The organism is Hungatella sp. SL.1.14, from assembly GCF_024460495.1.
GTDB lineage: Bacteria > Bacillota > Clostridia > Lachnospirales > Lachnospiraceae > Hungatella > Hungatella hathewayi.
The window spans coordinates 131,860-148,682 of sequence record NZ_JANFYJ010000001.1 but is presented as its reverse complement, the minus strand read 5'-3'; the positions used below and the strand labels follow the sequence as shown (position 1 = coordinate 148,682).

The following is a 16,823-nucleotide window of genomic DNA, read 5'->3' as shown; positions in this document are numbered from 1 at the left end:
ATTCTTATTTTTTGCCAAAACTTATTTTGTTTTCATTTCCATGAACCAGTCTTACGATATTCGCTCTGTGGCGCCAGAATGCCTGGGCGCTGATCACTGCCGCAACGATGTAAAACTCGGGGAGATGTCCTGCTGAGACACCGTAGCTGCCGTTACTTCCCATGACAATCATCCACGCAAGAAAAATCGTGGCCACAACCAGCGATCCCAGCGAAACAAATCTCGTCACCGCCACAATCAGGACAAAGGCCGCAAGCGTCACCACCATCAGCCGTAAGTCCAGGGCCACAATGAGACCGGCCGTAGCCGCGATTCCCTTTCCACCCTTAAAATTCAGATAGAATGGATAGTTATGTCCCAAAATAACGCCAAGGCCGGTATAGAGCACCAGCAGAAAGGCGGTCTCCGGCTGGTCTTTAAAAAGAATCCGAACAAGGACACAGGGGATAAACGCTTTCAAAAAATCTCCGAAAAAGACAATCGCTCCCGCCTTCATGCCCAGCACGCGGAGCGCATTGGTCGTCCCCGAGTTGCCGCTTCCGTAATTACGAATGTCTATCTTATTCATCCGGCCGTACATATAGCCGGTCTGAAGCAGGCCAAATAAATAGCCTGCCGCCAGACAAATGACTCTTTCCATACCCTACTGTTCCTTTCCACTGCGCTCTCTGGCTATAAACTTGAGAGAGGTTCCCTTGAATCCAAAGGCTTCCCTGATCTTGTTTTCAATATAGCGTGTGTAAGAGAAATGCATCAGATTCTTGTCATTGACAAAGATGACGAATGTCGGCGGTTTCACCGCTACCTGGGTAATGTAGTAGAGTCTTAAGCGTTTTCCCTTATCCGACGGCGGCTGCTGTAAGGCTACCGCTTCCGTCATAATCTCATTTAGCACACCCGTGGCGACGCGGAGCGTCTGATTCTGTCTCACCATGTCAATCAATTCAAACAGGCGGTTCGTCCTCTGCCCTGTCTTTGCCGAAATAAACACGTATTCCGCATACGGCATAAATGCCAGCGTATCCTTAATCTTATTGGTGTATTCGTAAATGGTCTTGTCATTTTTTTCAATGGCATCCCATTTGTTCACGGCTACAATGATTCCTTTTCCGCGCTCGTGGGCAATGCCGGCGATCTTGGCATCCTGTTCCGTCACGCCCTCGGTGGCATCGATCACCACCACCACCACATCCGCGCGTTCCACAGCCGTCACCGTACGGATAATGCTGTAGCGCTCCAGTTCCTCCTTAATTTTGCTCTTCCGGCGAAGTCCGGCCGTATCGATAAATACGTACTCTGTTCCGTTATGGACGATCTCCGTATCCACCGCATCCCTTGTCGTTCCCGCGATATCGGATACAATCACGCGGTTCTCTCCCACCAGCTGATTGATAATGGAAGATTTGCCGACATTGGGCTTTCCGACGATGGCGATTCTCGGCCGGTCATCCTCCGTTTCCTCTCCGGTGCCCTCGCCGAAGTATTTGATTACCTCATCGAGCAGCTCGCCTAAGCCAAGTCTGGAAGCAGCGGAAACCGGAACCGGATCACCGATACCGAGATTATAAAACTCGTATACATCGTTGCCGAACTTTTCAAAGCTGTCCACCTTATTGACAGCCAGTACGACCGGTTTCTTGGACTTGCGAAGCATGTCGGCAACCTTGGAATCCGCGTCCACCAGTCCCTGGCGCACGTCCACGATAAAGACGATGACATCCGCGGTTGCGATGGCAATCTCCGCCTGCTCCCTCATCTGGGACAGGATGATGTCACTGCTGTCCGGTTCGATTCCGCCTGTGTCGATCAGGGTGAAATTCTTGTCCAGCCACGTACAGTCGGCATAAATTCTGTCTCTCGTCACCCCCGGAGTATCCTTAACAATGGAGATCGTGTCTCCGGCTAATACATTAAACAGCGTAGACTTCCCGACATTGGGACGGCCCACGATGGCAACAACTGGTTTACTCATATGATATCTCCTTTAACTCATATCCTTCATAGGAAGGGCTTCCCTCTTCCACAGGATGAAGTACGGTCTGTACAAGATCCTGACCGCTTGATTTTACAATATCTACCTTTACTTGTAAAGCTTTTTGTACTTCGCCGCGGGTAATATCGTCCAGGAACACCTCTTCTCCGCTGCGGAACATACACTCCGGAAGCAGCAGTCTCGAGCCAAGAAGCTTTCCCTCAAGCTGGGCGATCAGGTCCTGACCGGTGATCAGCCCGGCCACGGTGATCTGCTCCCCGAAGAAGTAATTCCTGATCGGATACACATGAATCGTGCGGTTCGGGAATTTCCTGCGGATGGTATTTACATGGCGTTCGATAAACGGAGCCGCCAGCAGCCCTGTGGCGATGGATATCTCTTCTTCCCGGCCGTCTCCCTCCAGTGCTCCAAGCGAGGACTCCACCTCTTCTTCCAGCAGTCTCAGCATTCCAACACCGTTTTCCAGCTGAATGTACCCGTCATACCGCTCTTCCTCCGGCAGCGGACGGCCTGCGAGAATATAGAACTCGTCGCTGGCATGGATAAAATGAGTTCCATGCTCTTCAAAAAGCTTTTTCTGCCACCGCTCGATCAAATCAATGGTTTTGACGGCCTCCTCTTTCCCGATTGGCTGTAGGGGATAGAGTCCGTCACGGAACTTGGAGAGTCCGACCGGTACCACAGAAACGCTCTCCATATAAGGCAGATACTTCGATAAATCGCGTATCGTCCGCTCTAACTCTTCCCCATCGTTTAACCCCTTGCATAAAACGATCTGGCCGTTCATCGGAACTCCCGCTTTATAGAGCTCATCAATCCGTTTTAACGCCTGTCCTGCAAACCGGTTATGAAGCATCTTGCAGCGGAGCTCGGGATTCGTCGTCTGTACCGATATGTTGATGGGGGCCAGCTTAAACTTGATGATGCGCTCCACATCGTAATCGCTTAAGTTGGTCAGCGTCACGTAATTTCCCTGTAAAAATGACAGTCTCGTATCGTCATCCTTAAAGTACAGCGTCTCCCGCATTCCCGGCGGCATCTGGTCGATGAAACAGAAAACGCATTGATTGCGGCAGGAGCGGTATTCGCTCATCAGACCGTTCTCGAAGGTAATTCCCGGATCTTCGTATCCGTTCTCTATTTCCAGCTCCCACTCTTCGCCATTGGCCTTTCTGACCTCCATAACGATGGACTCACTGTTGATGTAATATTCATAATCGAAAATGTCTTCCAGCTCATGGCCGTCTATCGACAATACCCAGTCGCCCGGCTCCAGTTCCAGCGCCTCTGCGATGGATCCGGGATCCACAGCCTTAATTTTATGACCTTTTCTGCTCATATTTTCTGTAATTTCCCTTCTGTTTTATCTTCTCTATCATAACAATATTATCAATCTTTGTAAAGAAACCCTTTTTTGTTTTTTTCCATGAAATGTTGGAAATGCTATTGACGCCTTATGTCGAAGAATGGTATAAATGGATGTAAGATTAGAACTGGGCAGTCTTACGGGACTGCCTGTTATTAATTTATGGAGGATTTCACTATCATGGCAAATGATTATGTATTTAATGACCAGCTGCCGGTTGCACCGCTAAAGATCGCGGCACTGGAGAGCTGCCGGGAGCTGGCAGAAAAAGTCAACGACCATATTGTAGGTTTTCGTCGAAACGATATCGAAGAATTAAAGCGGCGCGAGGCCGATCTCCATTACCGCGGATACGATGTCGATTCTTATCTTCTAAACTGCAGCTGCCCCCGTTTCGGAAGCGGTGAGGCGAAAGGAATCATCAAAGAGTCCGTCAGAGGAACCGATATTTTTGCGATGGTGGACATCACTAATTACAGCATATCCTATACCGTCAATGGTTATACCAACCATATGTCTCCGGACGACCATTTCCAGGATTTAAAAAGAATCATAGGCGCCTGCTCGGCGACGGCCCACCGGGTCAATGTCATCATGCCCTTTCTCTATGAGAGCCGCCAGCATAAGAGAAGCAAGCGTGAATCACTCGACTGCGCCATGGCTTTAGAAGAGCTGACCTCCATGGGAGTCAGCAACATCATAACCTTCGACGCTCATGACCCGCGCGTACAGAATGCGATTCCGCTTCACGGTTTTGACAATTTCATGCCGACCTACCAGTTTGTAAAGGCATTTTTGCGCCACTATCCGAATCTGCCTATCGATAAGGATCATCTCATGGTTATCAGCCCGGATGAGGGCGCCATGGACCGCGCTGTCTATCTGGCCAACAACTTGAGTGTTGATATGGGTATGTTCTATAAGCGGCGGGACTACTCCAGAGTCGTGGGCGGACGCAATCCCATCGTGGCTCATGAATTCCTGGGATCCTCCGTGGAAGGCAAGACCGTACTGATCGTGGATGACATGATATCCTCCGGCGAGAGCATGCTGGACACAGCCAAAGAGTTAAAGGAGCGGGGAGTGGAAAAAGTCATCGTCTGCTGTACCTTCGGACTCTTTACGAACGGTCTGGACAAGTTTGACGAATACTACGCAAAGGAATACATCGACCTGGTGGTGACGACCAACTTAAACTACCGTCCAAAGGAGCTTCTGAGCCGCGAATGGTATGTGGAAGCCGATATCAGTAAATATATCGCCGCCATTATCAACTCCTTAAACCACGATGTCTCGATCAGCACCGCGCTTTCACCCACCGAGAAGATACAGAATCTTCTCAAGAAACGCCACAGCGACGGATACGATTACTATCAGACGATCCTGTAGGCACTGTTTGGGAAACAGCCTGCAGAGAGAAAAAGCCATAACAAAACTCCCTCCACCAGTCCGCAGCCGGTAAGGAGGGAGTTTTTTATGTAATAGGAAAGTACTCCTTTTGCATAAAAATCCCCCGGGCAGGAGGTGCACTCCGCGCTGAGAAAGTATGGTTGCTGAAGCAGCCGCGCTCCGGCGCGGGAATCCGGCGAGCCGGACTCTTATTCTTACAATTCTTTTATCGAAAGAAATGCCGCTAAGTTTCCTCTCTCGCTCCCCATCGTCCTGTGGGAAAATAAATAGTCCGGATTACAGTGCGTACAGATATCGGTGACCTGGATATTTTCTGCTTTTACTCCCGCCTCCAGGAGAACAATCTCATTTGCACGCCACAGGTTCAGCAGGTACTTTCCCTCTGGCTTCGCACACAGCAGTTCCGGCCAGTATTTTTCCGAAAATGCCCGGCGAAATTCCGCAGCCACTTCCTCTCCCACCTCGTAGCAGTCCTGACAGATACTGGGACCGATGCAGGCGATGATATCCCCCGGGTTCGAACCGTACTCCCGGCCCATGGCCTCTACCGTTGCCTGCCCCATACGGCCCACGGTACCTCTCCAGCCGGAGTGGCTTAAGCCCACGGCGCGCCGAACCGGATCGAGAAAGTACAGCGGCACGCAGTCTGCATAAAACGTCACAAGCGTCAGGCCGGGCACATCCGTGATCAGGCCGTCAATATCCTGATAATCCCGTTCTCTGGTAATCCCTTTTCCTGCGTCATCTTCCGTCACCTTGCGGATATTGGTCGTGTGAGTCTGCCAGGACAGCACCATTTTCTCTTCATCCACTCCGATCGCCTTCGCCATCCTGCGGTAATTCTCCCGTACATGGTCCGGATCATCCCCCTTTAAAAACGCGAAATTCATGGTAGAATACACGCCGGTGCTCACGCCTCCCATGCGAGTGGAAAACCCGTGGCACACGATTCCGGTCCTCTCCAGAGCCGGAAAGGACAGATACGGAACACCGTTGGCTGTCCGGTAATCGAGCACCGCCATCTCCTGTTTTCGCTTCCATATATCTCTCATCGTCAAACCTCCTTTGAAACAATCACCTGCACAGTCCGCGCATGAATCACAGCGCCGGTAAGACGCCCCTCCACTGACAGCGAAGCGTCAAAAAGCGTCACGGATCAGCGTGATCCGGTCTCCGAGTATGGCGACAACATCAAACCGGCACGGCATGGTGTCGCTGACTCTGTTTTTGTATAAATAGTATTCTGCGGCATGACGGATGTGCTGTTGTTTTCTTAAGTCCACCGCTTCTGCCGGATTGCCCTGCTTTTCATCTCTCCGGTACTTCACCTCGACGAAGACCAAATACTCCCCGTCTCTCGCAATGATATCGATCTCTCCGCGCCGGTCCGAAAAATTTCTGGCAATTATTTTATAACCCTGTTCTATCAAATAGGCAGCCGCCATCTCTTCATAGCCGCTGCCGATCTCATGCTTATTCATTCACTTCCCCGTCAATCCACAAAATTCCTGATAAAACTCCTCCGGTGAATGGCGCAGGGGCCAAACTCCTTAAGCGCCGCGATGTGCGCCGCCGTCCCGTAGCCTTTATGCTTCGCAAAGCCGTACTCAGGGAACAGCTTGTCGTACTCCACCATCATATGATCCCTCGTAACCTTCGCCATAATGCTGCCCGCCGCTATGGAAACGCTCTTCGCATCTCCCTTGATAATCGGAACCTGCAAAATATCCAGTCCCGGAATGGTCACTGCATCGTTTAAAAGCACCTGCGGCGAATTCGTCAGCTGACTGACTGCCAGTCGCATGGCCTCATAGGTGGCCTGAAGAATATTGATCTCATCAATCCGTTCCGGGCCCACCACTCCTACCGCAAAGCTCACCGCTTTCTCCTGGATCTCCAGAAACAGTTCCTCGCGCCTCTTCTCTGACAGCTTCTTCGAATCGTTTAAAAACAGGATCTCGCAGTCTCCTGGAAGAATCACCGCACCGGCCACCACCGGGCCGGCAAGAGGGCCTCTGCCCGCCTCATCAATCCCGCAGACAAGGATATGATCCCCGTACTGCCTTTCGTAGCTTTTCATCTGCTCTAAGCGCTCCCGCTCGGCAGCCAGTTTCTCCTCACTTAACTTTCTCATCGCAAGTCTACTCCACGTTCGTATTCCCGGAAGGGCATTCCGGCGGCAGTTCCAGGGTGATTTTCCCCAGCTTCCCGTTTCGGAAATCATCAATCAGAAGCCGGGAGGCTTTTGCAAGATCCAGTTCTCCCCCTTTTGAGAGGCACGCCCTGGCCTTTGCAATCTGGTTTAAGAGTTCTACTGCGTCGGAAGCGTCTGCCTGATATTTATCCTCCAGCACATTCGGATACTGTTTCTGCAAAAAGCGGATCAGTTCCAGTGCCAGTTCGTCTTTATTTAAAATCTCGTCGTTGATCGAACCGATCAGCGCAAGGCGGATTCCCACCGTCTGATCCTCAAATTTAGGCCACAGGATACCCGGTGTGTCGAGAAGCTCCAGGCTTTTGTTAAGCCGGATCCACTGATTGCCCTTCGTAACCCCGGGCTTGTTTCCGGTCTTAGCGCATGCCTTACCGGCAAAGGAATTGATAAACGTGGACTTGCCCACGTTGGGGATACCCACTACCATGGCACGGACCGGACGGTTTAAGATTCCACGTCTCCGGTCGCGCTCAATCTTCTCCTTACACGCTTCCTGTACGACGCCGTTTATCGCCTTTAAGCCCGCTCCGCTCCTGGAATTTACCTTTACCACGAAGTACCCCTTCTCCTGGAAGTAGGCGGCCCACTTTAAGTTGCAGCGCTCATCGGCAAGATCGGACTTGTTCAGCAGAATCAGCCTGGCTTTTCCCGCTCCGATATCATCGATATCCGGATTCCTGCTGGAGAGCGGAACCCTGGCGTCTACCAGTTCTATAATTAAGTCAATTAATTTGATATCTTCCTTCATGGCCCTTTTGGCCTTGGTCATATGACCCGGATACCACTGTATATTCATATCACGTACCTCTATCTCAACGAATCAGTTCCAGATTTGCCAACGGGGCGATTCGGATCCATACTTTTCCCTGAATCTGCTTTCCGCTCACATTCCCCACGTTGGAAAAACGGCTGTCTTCACTGCTGTCTCTGTTATCGCCCAAAAGAAAATACTCGTCTTCCCCCAGTTTTACAGGGTTCTCCGCGATTCCCGCCAGCGAAATGCTGGTGGCCCCTTCCGGCTGTTCAATCCATTCATCATTTATATAAATCTGTCCGCCTTTAATCTGTACGGTCTCACCCGGCAGTCCAATCACGCGTTTTACATTCATTTTCCGGTCTTCCCGTTCAAACACCACCACATCAAACCGGTCCGGCTTCCCGAAATCGTAAGACAGACGGTCCATTAACACAATATCCTCTGACTGCAGAAGCGGCGTCATGGAATGCCCTGCAATCGGAATCTGGGTTCCATAGGCATAGACAATAAACCATGCAAAGGCGATCACAACGGTAATGTCTACAATCCAGTTAACCACATGGCGAATCCGGTTGTTCTCTTCGCTGTTATAAAATTCCACTCTCTATGCACCCCATCTACTAAGAAAGGGACAATTTTCATTGTCCCCCTCACAACTTCCAGAATCCTGATTCGTCCATTATTTAACTAATTCTTTAACCTTGGCAGCTTTACCTACTCTATCTCTTAAGTAATTCAGTTTTGCTCTTCTTACTTTACCTCTTCTGACCACTTCGATGTTGTCTACAGAAGGGGAATGTAATGGCCATGTCTTCTCAACGCCGATGCCGTTGGAGTTCTTTCTTACTGTGAAAGTCTCTCTTGCGCCGCCGTTCTGTCTCTTAATGACTGTGCCCTCGAAAACCTGGATTCTTTCACGGGTTCCCTCTTTGATCTTGTTGTATACCTTAACGGTATCGCCAACGTGGAACTCCGGTACTGTTTCCTTTAACTGTGCTGCTTCAATATTCTTAATAATGTCGTTCATCGTGTGAACCTCCTTGATTATATTTGATGTTCTTAATACTTCATACTGACGTAATCCGTAACAGAGGACCATCTCCTTGCGTCACAACGTCTAATATTTTATCATAAAGGATTGTCGATTGCAAGTCCCTTTTTGCAATTTTCTTCCTGTATATCCTGATTTTCCGGCTTCTTCGCCAGTCTCTCCAGATATTCCTGTTCCTTTTTCGACAACACCGCATCCTTTAACAGATCGGGCCGTCTCTCATACGTCCGTTTGATGGACTGTTCTCTCCGCCACGTTTCAATATTCTTATGATGACCGGAGAGCAGAACCTCAGGGACCCGCAGGCCTTTATACTCCTCAGGCCTGGTATACTGCGGATATTCCAGAAGGTTATCGTGAAAGGATTCAAACTCCGCCGAAACATCGTTATTTAACACCCCGGGAACGAGACGGGAGATGCAGTCAATCATAACCATAGCCGGCAGTTCTCCGCCGGTTAAGACGTAGTCCCCGATGGATAAGTAATCCGTGGCCACCAGCTCCAGCGCACGCTCATCCACGCCCTCATAATGGCCGCACAGAAATACCAGTTCCTCTTCTTCCGCCAGTTCCTCTGCAATCTTCTGATTGAAAACCGTCCCCTGGGGAGTCAGATAGATCACTCTCGGTTTCTTTCCGATTCTCGCGCACAAATCGTCGTAGGCGTCACAGATCGGCATGGGCTGCATCACCATGCCCGCACCGCCGCCATAGGGGTAATCGTCCACGTGGCGGTGCCTGTCCGTCGAATATTCCCGGATGTCAATGGCTTCAATCGAAATCAGGCCATGTTCCACAGCTCTGCCGATGATGCTGGTGTGAAGCCCGTTTAACACCATATCGGGAAATAACGTCAGTATATGGAAGTTCATATTTTCCTCCTTATAAGTCGAGAAGACCGTCCATAATATGGACCGTGACGACTCCCGCCTCTAAATCCACATTCCGGATGCATTCTCTGATCGCAGGAAAAAGGACTTCCTTCCCCTCCGCCGTCTTCACCTCATACACATCATTGGCGCCGGTCTTGATGACATCTGTCAAAGTTCCGAATGGTTCCCCGTCCTCGGTTACCACCTTTAAACCGATCAGGTCGACAATAAAATTCTCATCGGGGCCCAGCTTCACCGCCTGGTCTCTCGTGACAAGAATGTCTTTTCCCTTGTACTTTTCTATATCTTCAATTGTGTCATATCCCTTAAATTTCAGTATAACCATATTTTTAAAGAATTTAACACCCTCAATTTCCAGTTTCAGCTGTTCTTTTCCCGTGTCCAGAATCACCTGCCTCAGCTTTTTAAAGCGCGCGGCGTCATCTGTCGTCGGGAAAACCTTGACCTCCCCTTTCACACCGTGTGTGGAGGAAATAACTCCGACTCTCAGTAACTGTTCCATCTTTTATCTCCCTTGCAAAACAGAAATAGAAAAGACCGTCTTCCTGACAGGCCGGCGGTCTTCGTTTACGTATTGGCTACTGAATTTCCACAATAACCTTCTTGTCTTCTTTGGAAGCTGCTGCTTTTACTACAGAACGGATAGCCTTAGCGATCCTGCCCTGCTTGCCGATGACTTTACCCATATCGGAAGGCGCTACCGTAAGTTCAAGGACGATTTCGTCGTCTTTCACAGACTCGGTAACAGCAACCTCGTCTGGATTATCAACCAGTGCTTTCGCAATTACTTCTACTAATTCTTTCATATGCTTCACCACTTTCCCCCAAACGGATGTAAGGGGGACTTTCCTATTAAACTACTGGATGCCGGCGATTTTCAAAAGCTTGCTTACCTTCTCAGTTGGCTGAGCACCTGTTGCTAACCACTTCTTAGCGGACTCTTCGTTGAACTTGATTACGCTCGGATCTGTGTTCGGATCGTAATAACCAACCTCTTCAATGAATTTGCCATCTCTTGGGGATCTGGAATCTGCAACTACAATTCTATAGAAAGGAGCCTTCTTCTGTCCCATTCTTTTTAATCTCATCTTTACTGCCATGTGATTCACCTCCTTGAATATTTATGTTTTCGCATACTGCGAATCTATAGTCAACGCAGTCAAACTGCCTTGCTAACCTGACTTTTTAAAACGGCATCTTAAGCTTTCCGAATAATCCGCCTTTTTTCCTGCCGCCGCCCATCATGCCGGGAAGCTGCTTCATCATCTTCTTCATCTGATCGAACTGCTTGACAATCCGGTTGACCTCACTGATATCTACACCGGCGCCCTTTGCGACTCTCTGCTTCCTGGAAGCGTTTTTCATAAGATCCGGATTCGTCCGTTCCTTATTCGTCATAGACAGGATGATGGCTTCCACCCGGTCCATGGCCTTCTCGTCCACTTCCACGTCCTTCATCTGCCCCATACCCGGCATCATGCCCATAATACTGGACATACCGCCCATCTTTTTGATCTGGTTCATCTGATCCAGGAAATCGTTATAATCGAATTCGGCCTTCCGGAGCTTCTGGGACAGTTCCTTCGCCTTCTCCTCATCCACCTGGGTCTCCGCCTTCTCAATCAGTGAAAGGATATCGCCCATTCCGAGGATTCTGGAAGCCATACGGTCCGGATAAAACTGTTCTAAATCGGACAGCTTTTCTCCCATACCAATGTACAGAATCGGCTTTCCGGTTACCGAACGGATAGAAAGTGCCGCACCGCCTCTCGTATCGCCATCCAGCTTTGTTAAAATGACTCCGTCTATACCAATCTTATCATTGAACATGCCGGCCACATTGACCGCATCCTGACCCGTCATGGCATCGACTACGAGGATCGTCTGATGAACCTCCACGGCTTCTTTGATCTCCACCAGTTCGTTCATCATGTCTTCATCAATATGAAGACGTCCGGCCGTATCCAGGATTACCACATTCTGGTCGTTCTTTGACGCGTGTTCCACCGCCGCCTTCGCAATGTCCGCAGGCTTGTGGTTTTCTCCCATGGAGAACACCGGAACTCCCTGCTTCTCGCCATTGATCTGCAGCTGCTTGATGGCAGCCGGCCGGTAGACGTCACACGCCGCCAGAAGAGGTTTTCTTCCCTTGGCCTTTAATTTGCCGGCAATCTTGGCCGTGGTCGTGGTTTTACCCGCGCCCTGGAGACCTGCCATCATGATGATCGTGATCTCATTTGCCGGTTTTAAGTGAATCTCAGTGGTCTCGGAACCCATCAGGTTGACAAGCTCCTCGTTCACTATCTTTATTACCATCTGCCCGGGAGTTAAGCTGTTCATGACATCCTGTCCAACCGCCCGCTCCTGTACAGCGCTGATAAACTGTTTTACTACCCGGAAGCTTACGTCGGCCTCTAACAGAGCCATCTTAACTTCCTTTAAGGCAGCCTTTACGTCCGCTTCTGTCAAGCGTCCCTTGCCCCTTAAATTTTTAAATACATTCTGTAATTTATCGGATAAGCTCTCAAAAGCCATCTAATGTCCTCCTGATCTACCCTTTCTAATGAGCCTCCAGGTCGATGATTTCGCCCGATATCTCCTCGATGCGCCGGAGCAGATTCCTGTCGCCCGTTCTGGAAAATTCTCCCGCCAGACTCTGAATCTCTCTGGCAAGCCGTTTCGTATTCCCGAATTTTTCCATCAAATGAAGCTTTTCTTCATAATCTTCCAGAATTCTGTCACACCGCTTCACCAGGTCATGAACGCCCTGACGGCTGATTCCCTGTTCCTCCGCGATCTCGCTTAAGGATAAGTCATACAGCACCACGTCCTCGTAAACCTGCCTCTGGTGTTCTGTCAGAAGCGCGCCGTAAAAATCATACAGCAGGCCCTGTCTTGCAATCTTTTCCATATCATCACCTGTGCTATCATACACTACTTTACCATGGGTGTCAAGTGTTTTTTCTTTACACCCTTATTTATTTTTATCTGTCATCAATTATGGCTTACTGTCCAATGGCTTATTGGCGATGACAGCCGGCTGACCGCTCTCCAACTACGCGGCACGGAAGCCCTGTCATGCCCTTAAAACGCACAGGGAACGTATAAATGGTGGCCTCCGCGGCCATTTCTCCCTCCAGTATCCCGGATAAACCGCATAAATTTTCCACTACAAAGGTATTTCGGTCCGCGCAGTACTGGTCCTTCGGCGTATGTTCTGCTCCGCGGCGGATCCCCGCACAGTCGATTCCGATGATGGAAACGCCTCTGTCCAGCAGCCGGTCGATCAGCTCATCCGAAAGCTGCGGATGCTCTTTAAAATAAACCGGAGTACCGTACCCGGTTTGCTCCAGAAATCCTGTGGAAAACGCCACAAACATGCCCGGCTCCACGCGGTCCAGTTCAATATCCCCGAACTCGATATCACGGCCGGAGACCTGGCTGACATCAAATACCAGACCTTTTCTTATCACATACTCCAGCGGAAATTCCCGGTCCATCACGTCAAAATGAGTACCCAGATGGCCGGTCAGCGCTTTTTTCTCATTTCCCTGGGCATCAGCCGCCGCCTTCGGCGTGACTTCAACCGTCAAATCAATCATCATACGCGTTCCCTCCCTGTTCCTGCCGTTTCACCGGTTCGGCAAGAAATTTCTTAATAAGATGGTACAGCTTTCTGCTGTGTACCACATAGCTGCCGTGATTTTCTCCGGGGACAATCACAAGGCGGCTGTTCGGAATCTTCGATGCCAGATATCGGGTATGCTCTTCCTTGATCATATCATTCTCTCCCGCCAGAATCAGCACCGGCTCTCCAATCCGTTTCAGTTCCTCCTCTGTAATCTGCGGCTCCACCAGCATCAGCCGGATCTTCGGATCCCTGTCGAAATGGCTGATCAGGCGGAACAGCTGGAACCATTTCTCCTTTATCCCCTGGGGATAGGCATTCCCTCCGCAGAGAATCAGCTTTGACAGCAGGCCGGGATTCTGCTCCGCCACCAGCATACCGATGATTGCACCATCGCTGAAGCCGCAGAACGCCGGTTTTCTGATATCCAGTTTTTTGATAAAGGAAGCCACGTCATCCGCCATGTTCTGATACCCAAGGGTCTCCACGGCTGTGCTCTTTCCATGTCCTCTGGAATCCAGGGCGTAAACGGTGTAATCACAGCTCAGCAGCGCGGCTGTCTCATCAAAAACAGAATGGTCTTCCCCATTCCCATGAACGAGGATTACGGCCGGACCATGGCCCGAAACGCGGTAATATAATTTGACTCCATTGACATGTAGTTCCATCTGTTCCCCTCCTCTTACTATTTGGCAGCACGTCTGAAAAAGCGCTCCGTTTATCCCCTTTCCGGGACAATCTCAATCCAGTATCCATCCGGATCACTGATAAAATAGATCCCCATTCCCGGATTTTCAAAGCAGACAACGCCCATTTCTTTGTGTTTCTCATAAAGCGCGTCAAACTCATCCGTGGTAAATGCCAGGTGGAATTCACATTCCCCCAGATCGTATGGCTCTTTCCTGTCTGTCAGGTACGTCAGTTCCAGTGTAAAATCACTTTTACCGTCCCCTAAATAGACCAGTTTAAAGGAACCGTCGGAAGCCTCCTTCTCACGGACCGGTGTGAGTCCCAGCGCCTCTTTATAAAATGCCAGACTCTTTTCCAGATTGAGAATGTTAAAGTTAAAATGGTTGAATGATATCATATTCTTTTCTCCTTATCCTGTTGATTCTGTCTTCTCTGAATGTTTTGCTTCAAATCCGGCAGCTTGAACGGCAAAAAAAGCCACTGCGGGATAAAATCAGTATATCACATGAAGCTGTTATTCTCTATATATTTGAGTCTATTATTTCATAATTCATATCATACAGGCAAAACAAAAGCCGCTGCCAGAGGGCGTTCATCGCAGCCTGGCGACGGCTAAAGAAACAAATGCTCTAATTTCAATTCATGAATCAAATTTACGATTTCCTTTGTGCGCGTACAGTTAAACTTTTTTAGAAGGCTCTTAATCTGAGTCTTTACCGTGACCAGTTCCACAACGCGAAGTTCGGCGATCTGCCCTACCTTGTAATTCTGCAGCAGCAGGCGCACCAGTTCCCGTTCCACGGGAGTCAGCTGCCCCACATTAGTAATAAAAAACAGCAGACTCTGCTCACTGCGCCTTAATCTGGAATACTCACTCATCAGCATCTTCTGAATTCTGGCTTCCATCACCGGTTTTCCAGAAACAGCGCTGCGTATGTGGAAAAGCAGTTCCTCATCGGGGCAGCCTTTAACGATATAATCCACAGCGCCTGCTCCCATCGCCGTATAGATCATCTGGTTCGTGTCGTGTGCCGTCAAAAATATAATCTGTGCCTCCGGCTTATCCTTCCGTATCTCTTCCGCTGCTTCAATCCCTGAAGTCAAATACTCCATCTCTATATCCATCAGTATCAGATCAAATTCCATCATCTGTGCCAGCTTCACAATCTCTTCTTTTCCATCGGCACTTCCCGCAGCTTCCATATCTTTCTGGGAGTTGAGCAACTCGCAGAGATCTTCACGCAGCAGATCAAAATCTTCTGCAACCAGAATTCTTATTTTTCTTTCCATGATTTCACCCCCTCTTCTCCATATCTTCTGTGCCATATCCTGGCAGCATAATAAAGAAACTGGTTCCCGTCTCCGGATGGCTTTCAATCCTTAACGTGCCGTAATGGCTCTTAACAATATTCCGAACATAGAAGAGACCCATTCCCCAGTTATAACTCGTATTCTTGCTCGTATAAAACGGCTCACAGATCTTCAGACGCTCTGTTCTGGAAATCCCCTTACCATTATCATGAACCTCCAGTACCATATAAAGGCGCTGCCTTTTAATAGTCAGACGTAACTCCGCTCCTGCTTCACGCCCGGCTTCAGCAATCGCCTCCTGCCCGTTGCAGAGTAAATTATAAACCGCCTCAGCAAGATGCTCCCTGTCTGCCAGAATCATCCCATCATCACAGATTTCTGCCGTAACCTTCCTGTCCGGATATTTTTGATAAAAACGGCCCTCGGCTGCCTCGGCAATCTCGCGTACAGAGACAGGCGTCAGCAGTATGGAATTGGAGTGGATCGCGCGGTATAAGTCTTCCATCCGTGTTACCATTGACTCATTAAGCTGATTCAGCTGAGCGGCCACTCCCCGTATTTTTTCCAGATCCGGAGAATCCTCATTCAGTGCCCGTCCCAGCTTCTTATTCAGAATCCGGTTAGCCAGAAGCTGATTCTTCATACTGTGAACAAACACCGAGGCCCCCAGACTCGTCTGATCAAATTTGCTCTGTAAATACACCGTTTCCATATCCTGATTATACGTGATCTGAGTATAACGCAGCAGATTCACGGAACCTAATATGACAAAAAATATCGAACAGAGAACCAGAGCAGCCCAGGAAAAAGAGTACATGATTCCCGCCGTATAGCTCCCCCGCCATATCCATAGAAATTCCAGACCGTAGTACTGGTAAATCTGCGCCGGATCCTGTAAGCCATAGATAAGGTACAAAAATGCCATACTGATATAAGAGAGCAGAATATATCTGAAATTCTTCTTAAAATACGGGATTGATATACTCTGGTATTCATGAATCAACAGGAACAAAGCCAGCAGCAGGCAGACCATAATCCATGCCATCGCCATGAACCCCATAAAGTTCTGCAGTTTTCCTCTTCCTCTCACCCACAGCCGAAAGACTGCCGGATAGTAATAGACCAGCCATATCACGACAGTATACACCAGAATTTTTAATTTTCTCATATGTCTGCGCACCAGAGTGCTCATGGAATAATTGAGGGAAATCAGAAGCAGAATGCAGGGAAAGCAGCACCTTCCCACCGCCGCTGCGTATCCCTGAACATCAAGGGTAATGGGAAGGTACTGCAAATACTGTTGAATATTCGGCAGCAGGAACAGCAGAATCTGCTGATTCCTCGAAAAGCCTCCGATTTTAGCTGTATAAATCACAATTCCTGCGAGCATGGCGATAAAGCTTCCGCACAGCGCCAGAATAAGAAGAGATATCTTATCCCGGCGCAGCCCCACAACAATCAGCGCCACCACGCCGATCAACGCCATCATAATGATTAACATTGTTCTTT

The 16,823-nt window shown here is 49.3% G+C and carries 21 protein-coding genes; 1 reads left to right on the top strand and 20 read right to left on the bottom strand.

The features are described 5' to 3' along the window. Positions 1–4 precede the first annotated feature (4 nt). From plsY to NE473_RS00710, 3 genes are read right to left on the bottom strand one after another with little or no spacing between them, the layout of a single operon-like run. Positions 5–640 carry a glycerol-3-phosphate 1-O-acyltransferase PlsY gene (gene plsY, locus NE473_RS00720; protein ID WP_055648856.1) on the bottom strand — a complete coding sequence of 212 codons (636 nt, stop codon included), beginning with the start codon at positions 638–640 and terminating at the stop codon, positions 5–7. 3 nt (positions 641–643) lie between these two features. Then, positions 644–1,972, bottom strand: a complete 1,329-nt coding sequence (gene der, locus NE473_RS00715) for a ribosome biogenesis GTPase Der (RefSeq protein ID WP_055648855.1) — start codon at positions 1,970–1,972, stop codon at positions 644–646. Then, on the bottom strand, positions 1,965–3,332 hold the full coding sequence (locus NE473_RS00710; RefSeq protein WP_055648854.1) for a DUF512 domain-containing protein: 1,368 nt from the start codon (positions 3,330–3,332) through the stop codon (positions 1,965–1,967). The genes der and NE473_RS00710 overlap by 8 nt, the downstream gene beginning before the upstream one ends. A 207-nt stretch (positions 3,333–3,539) precedes the next feature. Between NE473_RS00710 and NE473_RS00705 the strand changes: the two genes are divergently transcribed. Then, positions 3,540–4,748 (top strand): ribose-phosphate pyrophosphokinase, encoded by a 1,209-nt coding sequence (locus NE473_RS00705; RefSeq protein ID WP_022032579.1) that lies wholly within the window; start codon positions 3,540–3,542, stop codon positions 4,746–4,748. A 215-nt stretch (positions 4,749–4,963) separates the two neighbouring features. On the opposite strand, the gene pgeF is transcribed toward NE473_RS00705, so the two are convergent. The 17 genes from pgeF to NE473_RS00620 all read right to left on the bottom strand — a co-directional run bounded on the left by pgeF (position 4,964) and on the right by NE473_RS00620 (position 16,815). Then, the gene (gene pgeF / locus NE473_RS00700; protein ID WP_055648853.1) at positions 4,964–5,821 is read right to left on the bottom strand and encodes a peptidoglycan editing factor PgeF; all 858 of its coding nucleotides are present in this window, start codon (positions 5,819–5,821) and stop codon (positions 4,964–4,966) included. 87 nt (positions 5,822–5,908) lie between these two features. Beyond that, the gene (locus tag NE473_RS00695; RefSeq protein ID WP_022032581.1) at positions 5,909–6,250 is read right to left on the bottom strand and encodes a YraN family protein; all 342 of its coding nucleotides are present in this window, start codon (positions 6,248–6,250) and stop codon (positions 5,909–5,911) included. Between the two features lie 11 nt (positions 6,251–6,261). After that, the gene (gene rnhB, locus NE473_RS00690) at positions 6,262–6,903 is read right to left on the bottom strand and encodes a ribonuclease HII (RefSeq protein WP_055648852.1); all 642 of its coding nucleotides are present in this window, start codon (positions 6,901–6,903) and stop codon (positions 6,262–6,264) included. Positions 6,904–6,910: 7 nt separating this feature from the next. Continuing rightward, entirely contained in the window at positions 6,911–7,780 is an 870-nt protein-coding gene (ylqF, locus tag NE473_RS00685) for a ribosome biogenesis GTPase YlqF (protein WP_055648851.1), read from the bottom strand. Between the two features lie 16 nt (positions 7,781–7,796). Further along, positions 7,797–8,342 carry a signal peptidase I gene (gene lepB / locus NE473_RS00680; protein ID WP_006777732.1) on the bottom strand — a complete coding sequence of 182 codons (546 nt, stop codon included), beginning with the start codon at positions 8,340–8,342 and terminating at the stop codon, positions 7,797–7,799. Positions 8,343–8,420: 78 nt separating this feature from the next. Beyond that, positions 8,421–8,768, bottom strand: coding sequence for a 50S ribosomal protein L19 (gene rplS, locus NE473_RS00675; RefSeq protein WP_022032585.1), 348 nt, complete (start codon positions 8,766–8,768; stop codon positions 8,421–8,423). 101 nt (positions 8,769–8,869) lie between these two features. Next, on the bottom strand, positions 8,870–9,664 hold the full coding sequence (gene trmD, locus NE473_RS00670) for a tRNA (guanosine(37)-N1)-methyltransferase TrmD (RefSeq protein ID WP_055648850.1): 795 nt from the start codon (positions 9,662–9,664) through the stop codon (positions 8,870–8,872). 10 nt (positions 9,665–9,674) lie between these two features. Then, a complete protein-coding gene (rimM, locus tag NE473_RS00665; RefSeq protein WP_055648849.1) occupies positions 9,675–10,187 on the bottom strand; it encodes a ribosome maturation factor RimM in 513 nt (170 codons plus the stop codon). Positions 10,188–10,263: 76 nt separating this feature from the next. Then, positions 10,264–10,491 (bottom strand): KH domain-containing protein, encoded by a 228-nt coding sequence (locus tag NE473_RS00660; RefSeq protein WP_002603964.1) that lies wholly within the window; start codon positions 10,489–10,491, stop codon positions 10,264–10,266. 51 nt (positions 10,492–10,542) lie between these two features. Further along, positions 10,543–10,785: a 30S ribosomal protein S16 gene (rpsP, locus tag NE473_RS00655; RefSeq protein ID WP_002603963.1), complete on the bottom strand. Its 243-nt coding sequence runs from the start codon at positions 10,783–10,785 to the stop codon at positions 10,543–10,545. A gap of 85 nt (positions 10,786–10,870) precedes the next feature. Then, a complete protein-coding gene (gene ffh, locus NE473_RS00650) occupies positions 10,871–12,220 on the bottom strand; it encodes a signal recognition particle protein (RefSeq protein ID WP_022030045.1) in 1,350 nt (449 codons plus the stop codon). A gap of 25 nt (positions 12,221–12,245) precedes the next feature. Continuing rightward, a complete protein-coding gene (gene ylxM, locus NE473_RS00645; RefSeq protein WP_002603961.1) occupies positions 12,246–12,596 on the bottom strand; it encodes a YlxM family DNA-binding protein in 351 nt (116 codons plus the stop codon). Positions 12,597–12,705: 109 nt separating this feature from the next. Continuing rightward, positions 12,706–13,290 carry a cyclase family protein gene (locus tag NE473_RS00640; protein WP_055648848.1) on the bottom strand — a complete coding sequence of 195 codons (585 nt, stop codon included), beginning with the start codon at positions 13,288–13,290 and terminating at the stop codon, positions 12,706–12,708. Further along, the gene (locus NE473_RS00635; RefSeq protein WP_055648847.1) at positions 13,280–13,981 is read right to left on the bottom strand and encodes an alpha/beta fold hydrolase; all 702 of its coding nucleotides are present in this window, start codon (positions 13,979–13,981) and stop codon (positions 13,280–13,282) included. The genes NE473_RS00640 and NE473_RS00635 overlap by 11 nt, the downstream gene beginning before the upstream one ends. Before the next feature lie 50 nt (positions 13,982–14,031). After that, positions 14,032–14,400: a VOC family protein gene (locus NE473_RS00630; RefSeq protein ID WP_055648846.1), complete on the bottom strand. Its 369-nt coding sequence runs from the start codon at positions 14,398–14,400 to the stop codon at positions 14,032–14,034. A 215-nt stretch (positions 14,401–14,615) separates the two neighbouring features. Further along, entirely contained in the window at positions 14,616–15,293 is a 678-nt protein-coding gene (locus NE473_RS00625; protein ID WP_055648845.1) for a response regulator transcription factor, read from the bottom strand. 4 nt (positions 15,294–15,297) lie between these two features. Then, positions 15,298–16,815 carry a sensor histidine kinase gene (locus NE473_RS00620; protein ID WP_055648844.1) on the bottom strand — a complete coding sequence of 506 codons (1,518 nt, stop codon included), beginning with the start codon at positions 16,813–16,815 and terminating at the stop codon, positions 15,298–15,300. Positions 16,816–16,823: the final 8 nt, after the last annotated feature.

Bases quoted from the DNA above. Each gene is read 5' to 3' on its own strand.
- plsY (WP_055648856.1), bottom strand. From the start codon at position 640: ATGGAAAGAGTCATTTGTCTGGCGGCAGGCTATTTATTTGGCCTGCTT.
- der (WP_055648855.1), bottom strand. From the start codon at position 1,972: ATGAGTAAACCAGTTGTTGCCATCGTGGGCCGTCCCAATGTCGGGAAG.
- NE473_RS00710 (WP_055648854.1), bottom strand. From the start codon at position 3,332: ATGAGCAGAAAAGGTCATAAAATTAAGGCTGTGGATCCCGGATCCATC.
- NE473_RS00705 (WP_022032579.1), top strand. From the start codon at position 3,540: ATGGCAAATGATTATGTATTTAATGACCAGCTGCCGGTTGCACCGCTA.
- pgeF (WP_055648853.1), bottom strand. From the start codon at position 5,821: ATGAGAGATATATGGAAGCGAAAACAGGAGATGGCGGTGCTCGATTAC.
- NE473_RS00695 (WP_022032581.1), bottom strand. From the start codon at position 6,250: ATGAATAAGCATGAGATCGGCAGCGGCTATGAAGAGATGGCGGCTGCC.
- rnhB (WP_055648852.1), bottom strand. From the start codon at position 6,903: ATGAGAAAGTTAAGTGAGGAGAAACTGGCTGCCGAGCGGGAGCGCTTA.
- ylqF (WP_055648851.1), bottom strand. From the start codon at position 7,780: ATGAATATACAGTGGTATCCGGGTCATATGACCAAGGCCAAAAGGGCC.
- rplS (WP_022032585.1), bottom strand. From the start codon at position 8,768: ATGAACGACATTATTAAGAATATTGAAGCAGCACAGTTAAAGGAAACA.
- trmD (WP_055648850.1), bottom strand. From the start codon at position 9,664: ATGAACTTCCATATACTGACGTTATTTCCCGATATGGTGTTAAACGGG.
- rimM (WP_055648849.1), bottom strand. From the start codon at position 10,187: ATGGAACAGTTACTGAGAGTCGGAGTTATTTCCTCCACACACGGTGTG.
- NE473_RS00660 (WP_002603964.1), bottom strand. From the start codon at position 10,491: ATGAAAGAATTAGTAGAAGTAATTGCGAAAGCACTGGTTGATAATCCA.
- rpsP (WP_002603963.1), bottom strand. From the start codon at position 10,785: ATGGCAGTAAAGATGAGATTAAAAAGAATGGGACAGAAGAAGGCTCCT.
- ffh (WP_022030045.1), bottom strand. From the start codon at position 12,220: ATGGCTTTTGAGAGCTTATCCGATAAATTACAGAATGTATTTAAAAAT.
- ylxM (WP_002603961.1), bottom strand. From the start codon at position 12,596: ATGGAAAAGATTGCAAGACAGGGCCTGCTGTATGATTTTTACGGCGCG.
- NE473_RS00640 (WP_055648848.1), bottom strand. From the start codon at position 13,290: ATGATGATTGATTTGACGGTTGAAGTCACGCCGAAGGCGGCGGCTGAT.
- NE473_RS00635 (WP_055648847.1), bottom strand. From the start codon at position 13,981: ATGGAACTACATGTCAATGGAGTCAAATTATATTACCGCGTTTCGGGC.
- NE473_RS00630 (WP_055648846.1), bottom strand. From the start codon at position 14,400: ATGATATCATTCAACCATTTTAACTTTAACATTCTCAATCTGGAAAAG.
- NE473_RS00625 (WP_055648845.1), bottom strand. From the start codon at position 15,293: ATGGAAAGAAAAATAAGAATTCTGGTTGCAGAAGATTTTGATCTGCTG.
- NE473_RS00620 (WP_055648844.1), bottom strand. From the start codon at position 16,815: ATGTTAATCATTATGATGGCGTTGATCGGCGTGGTGGCGCTGATTGTT.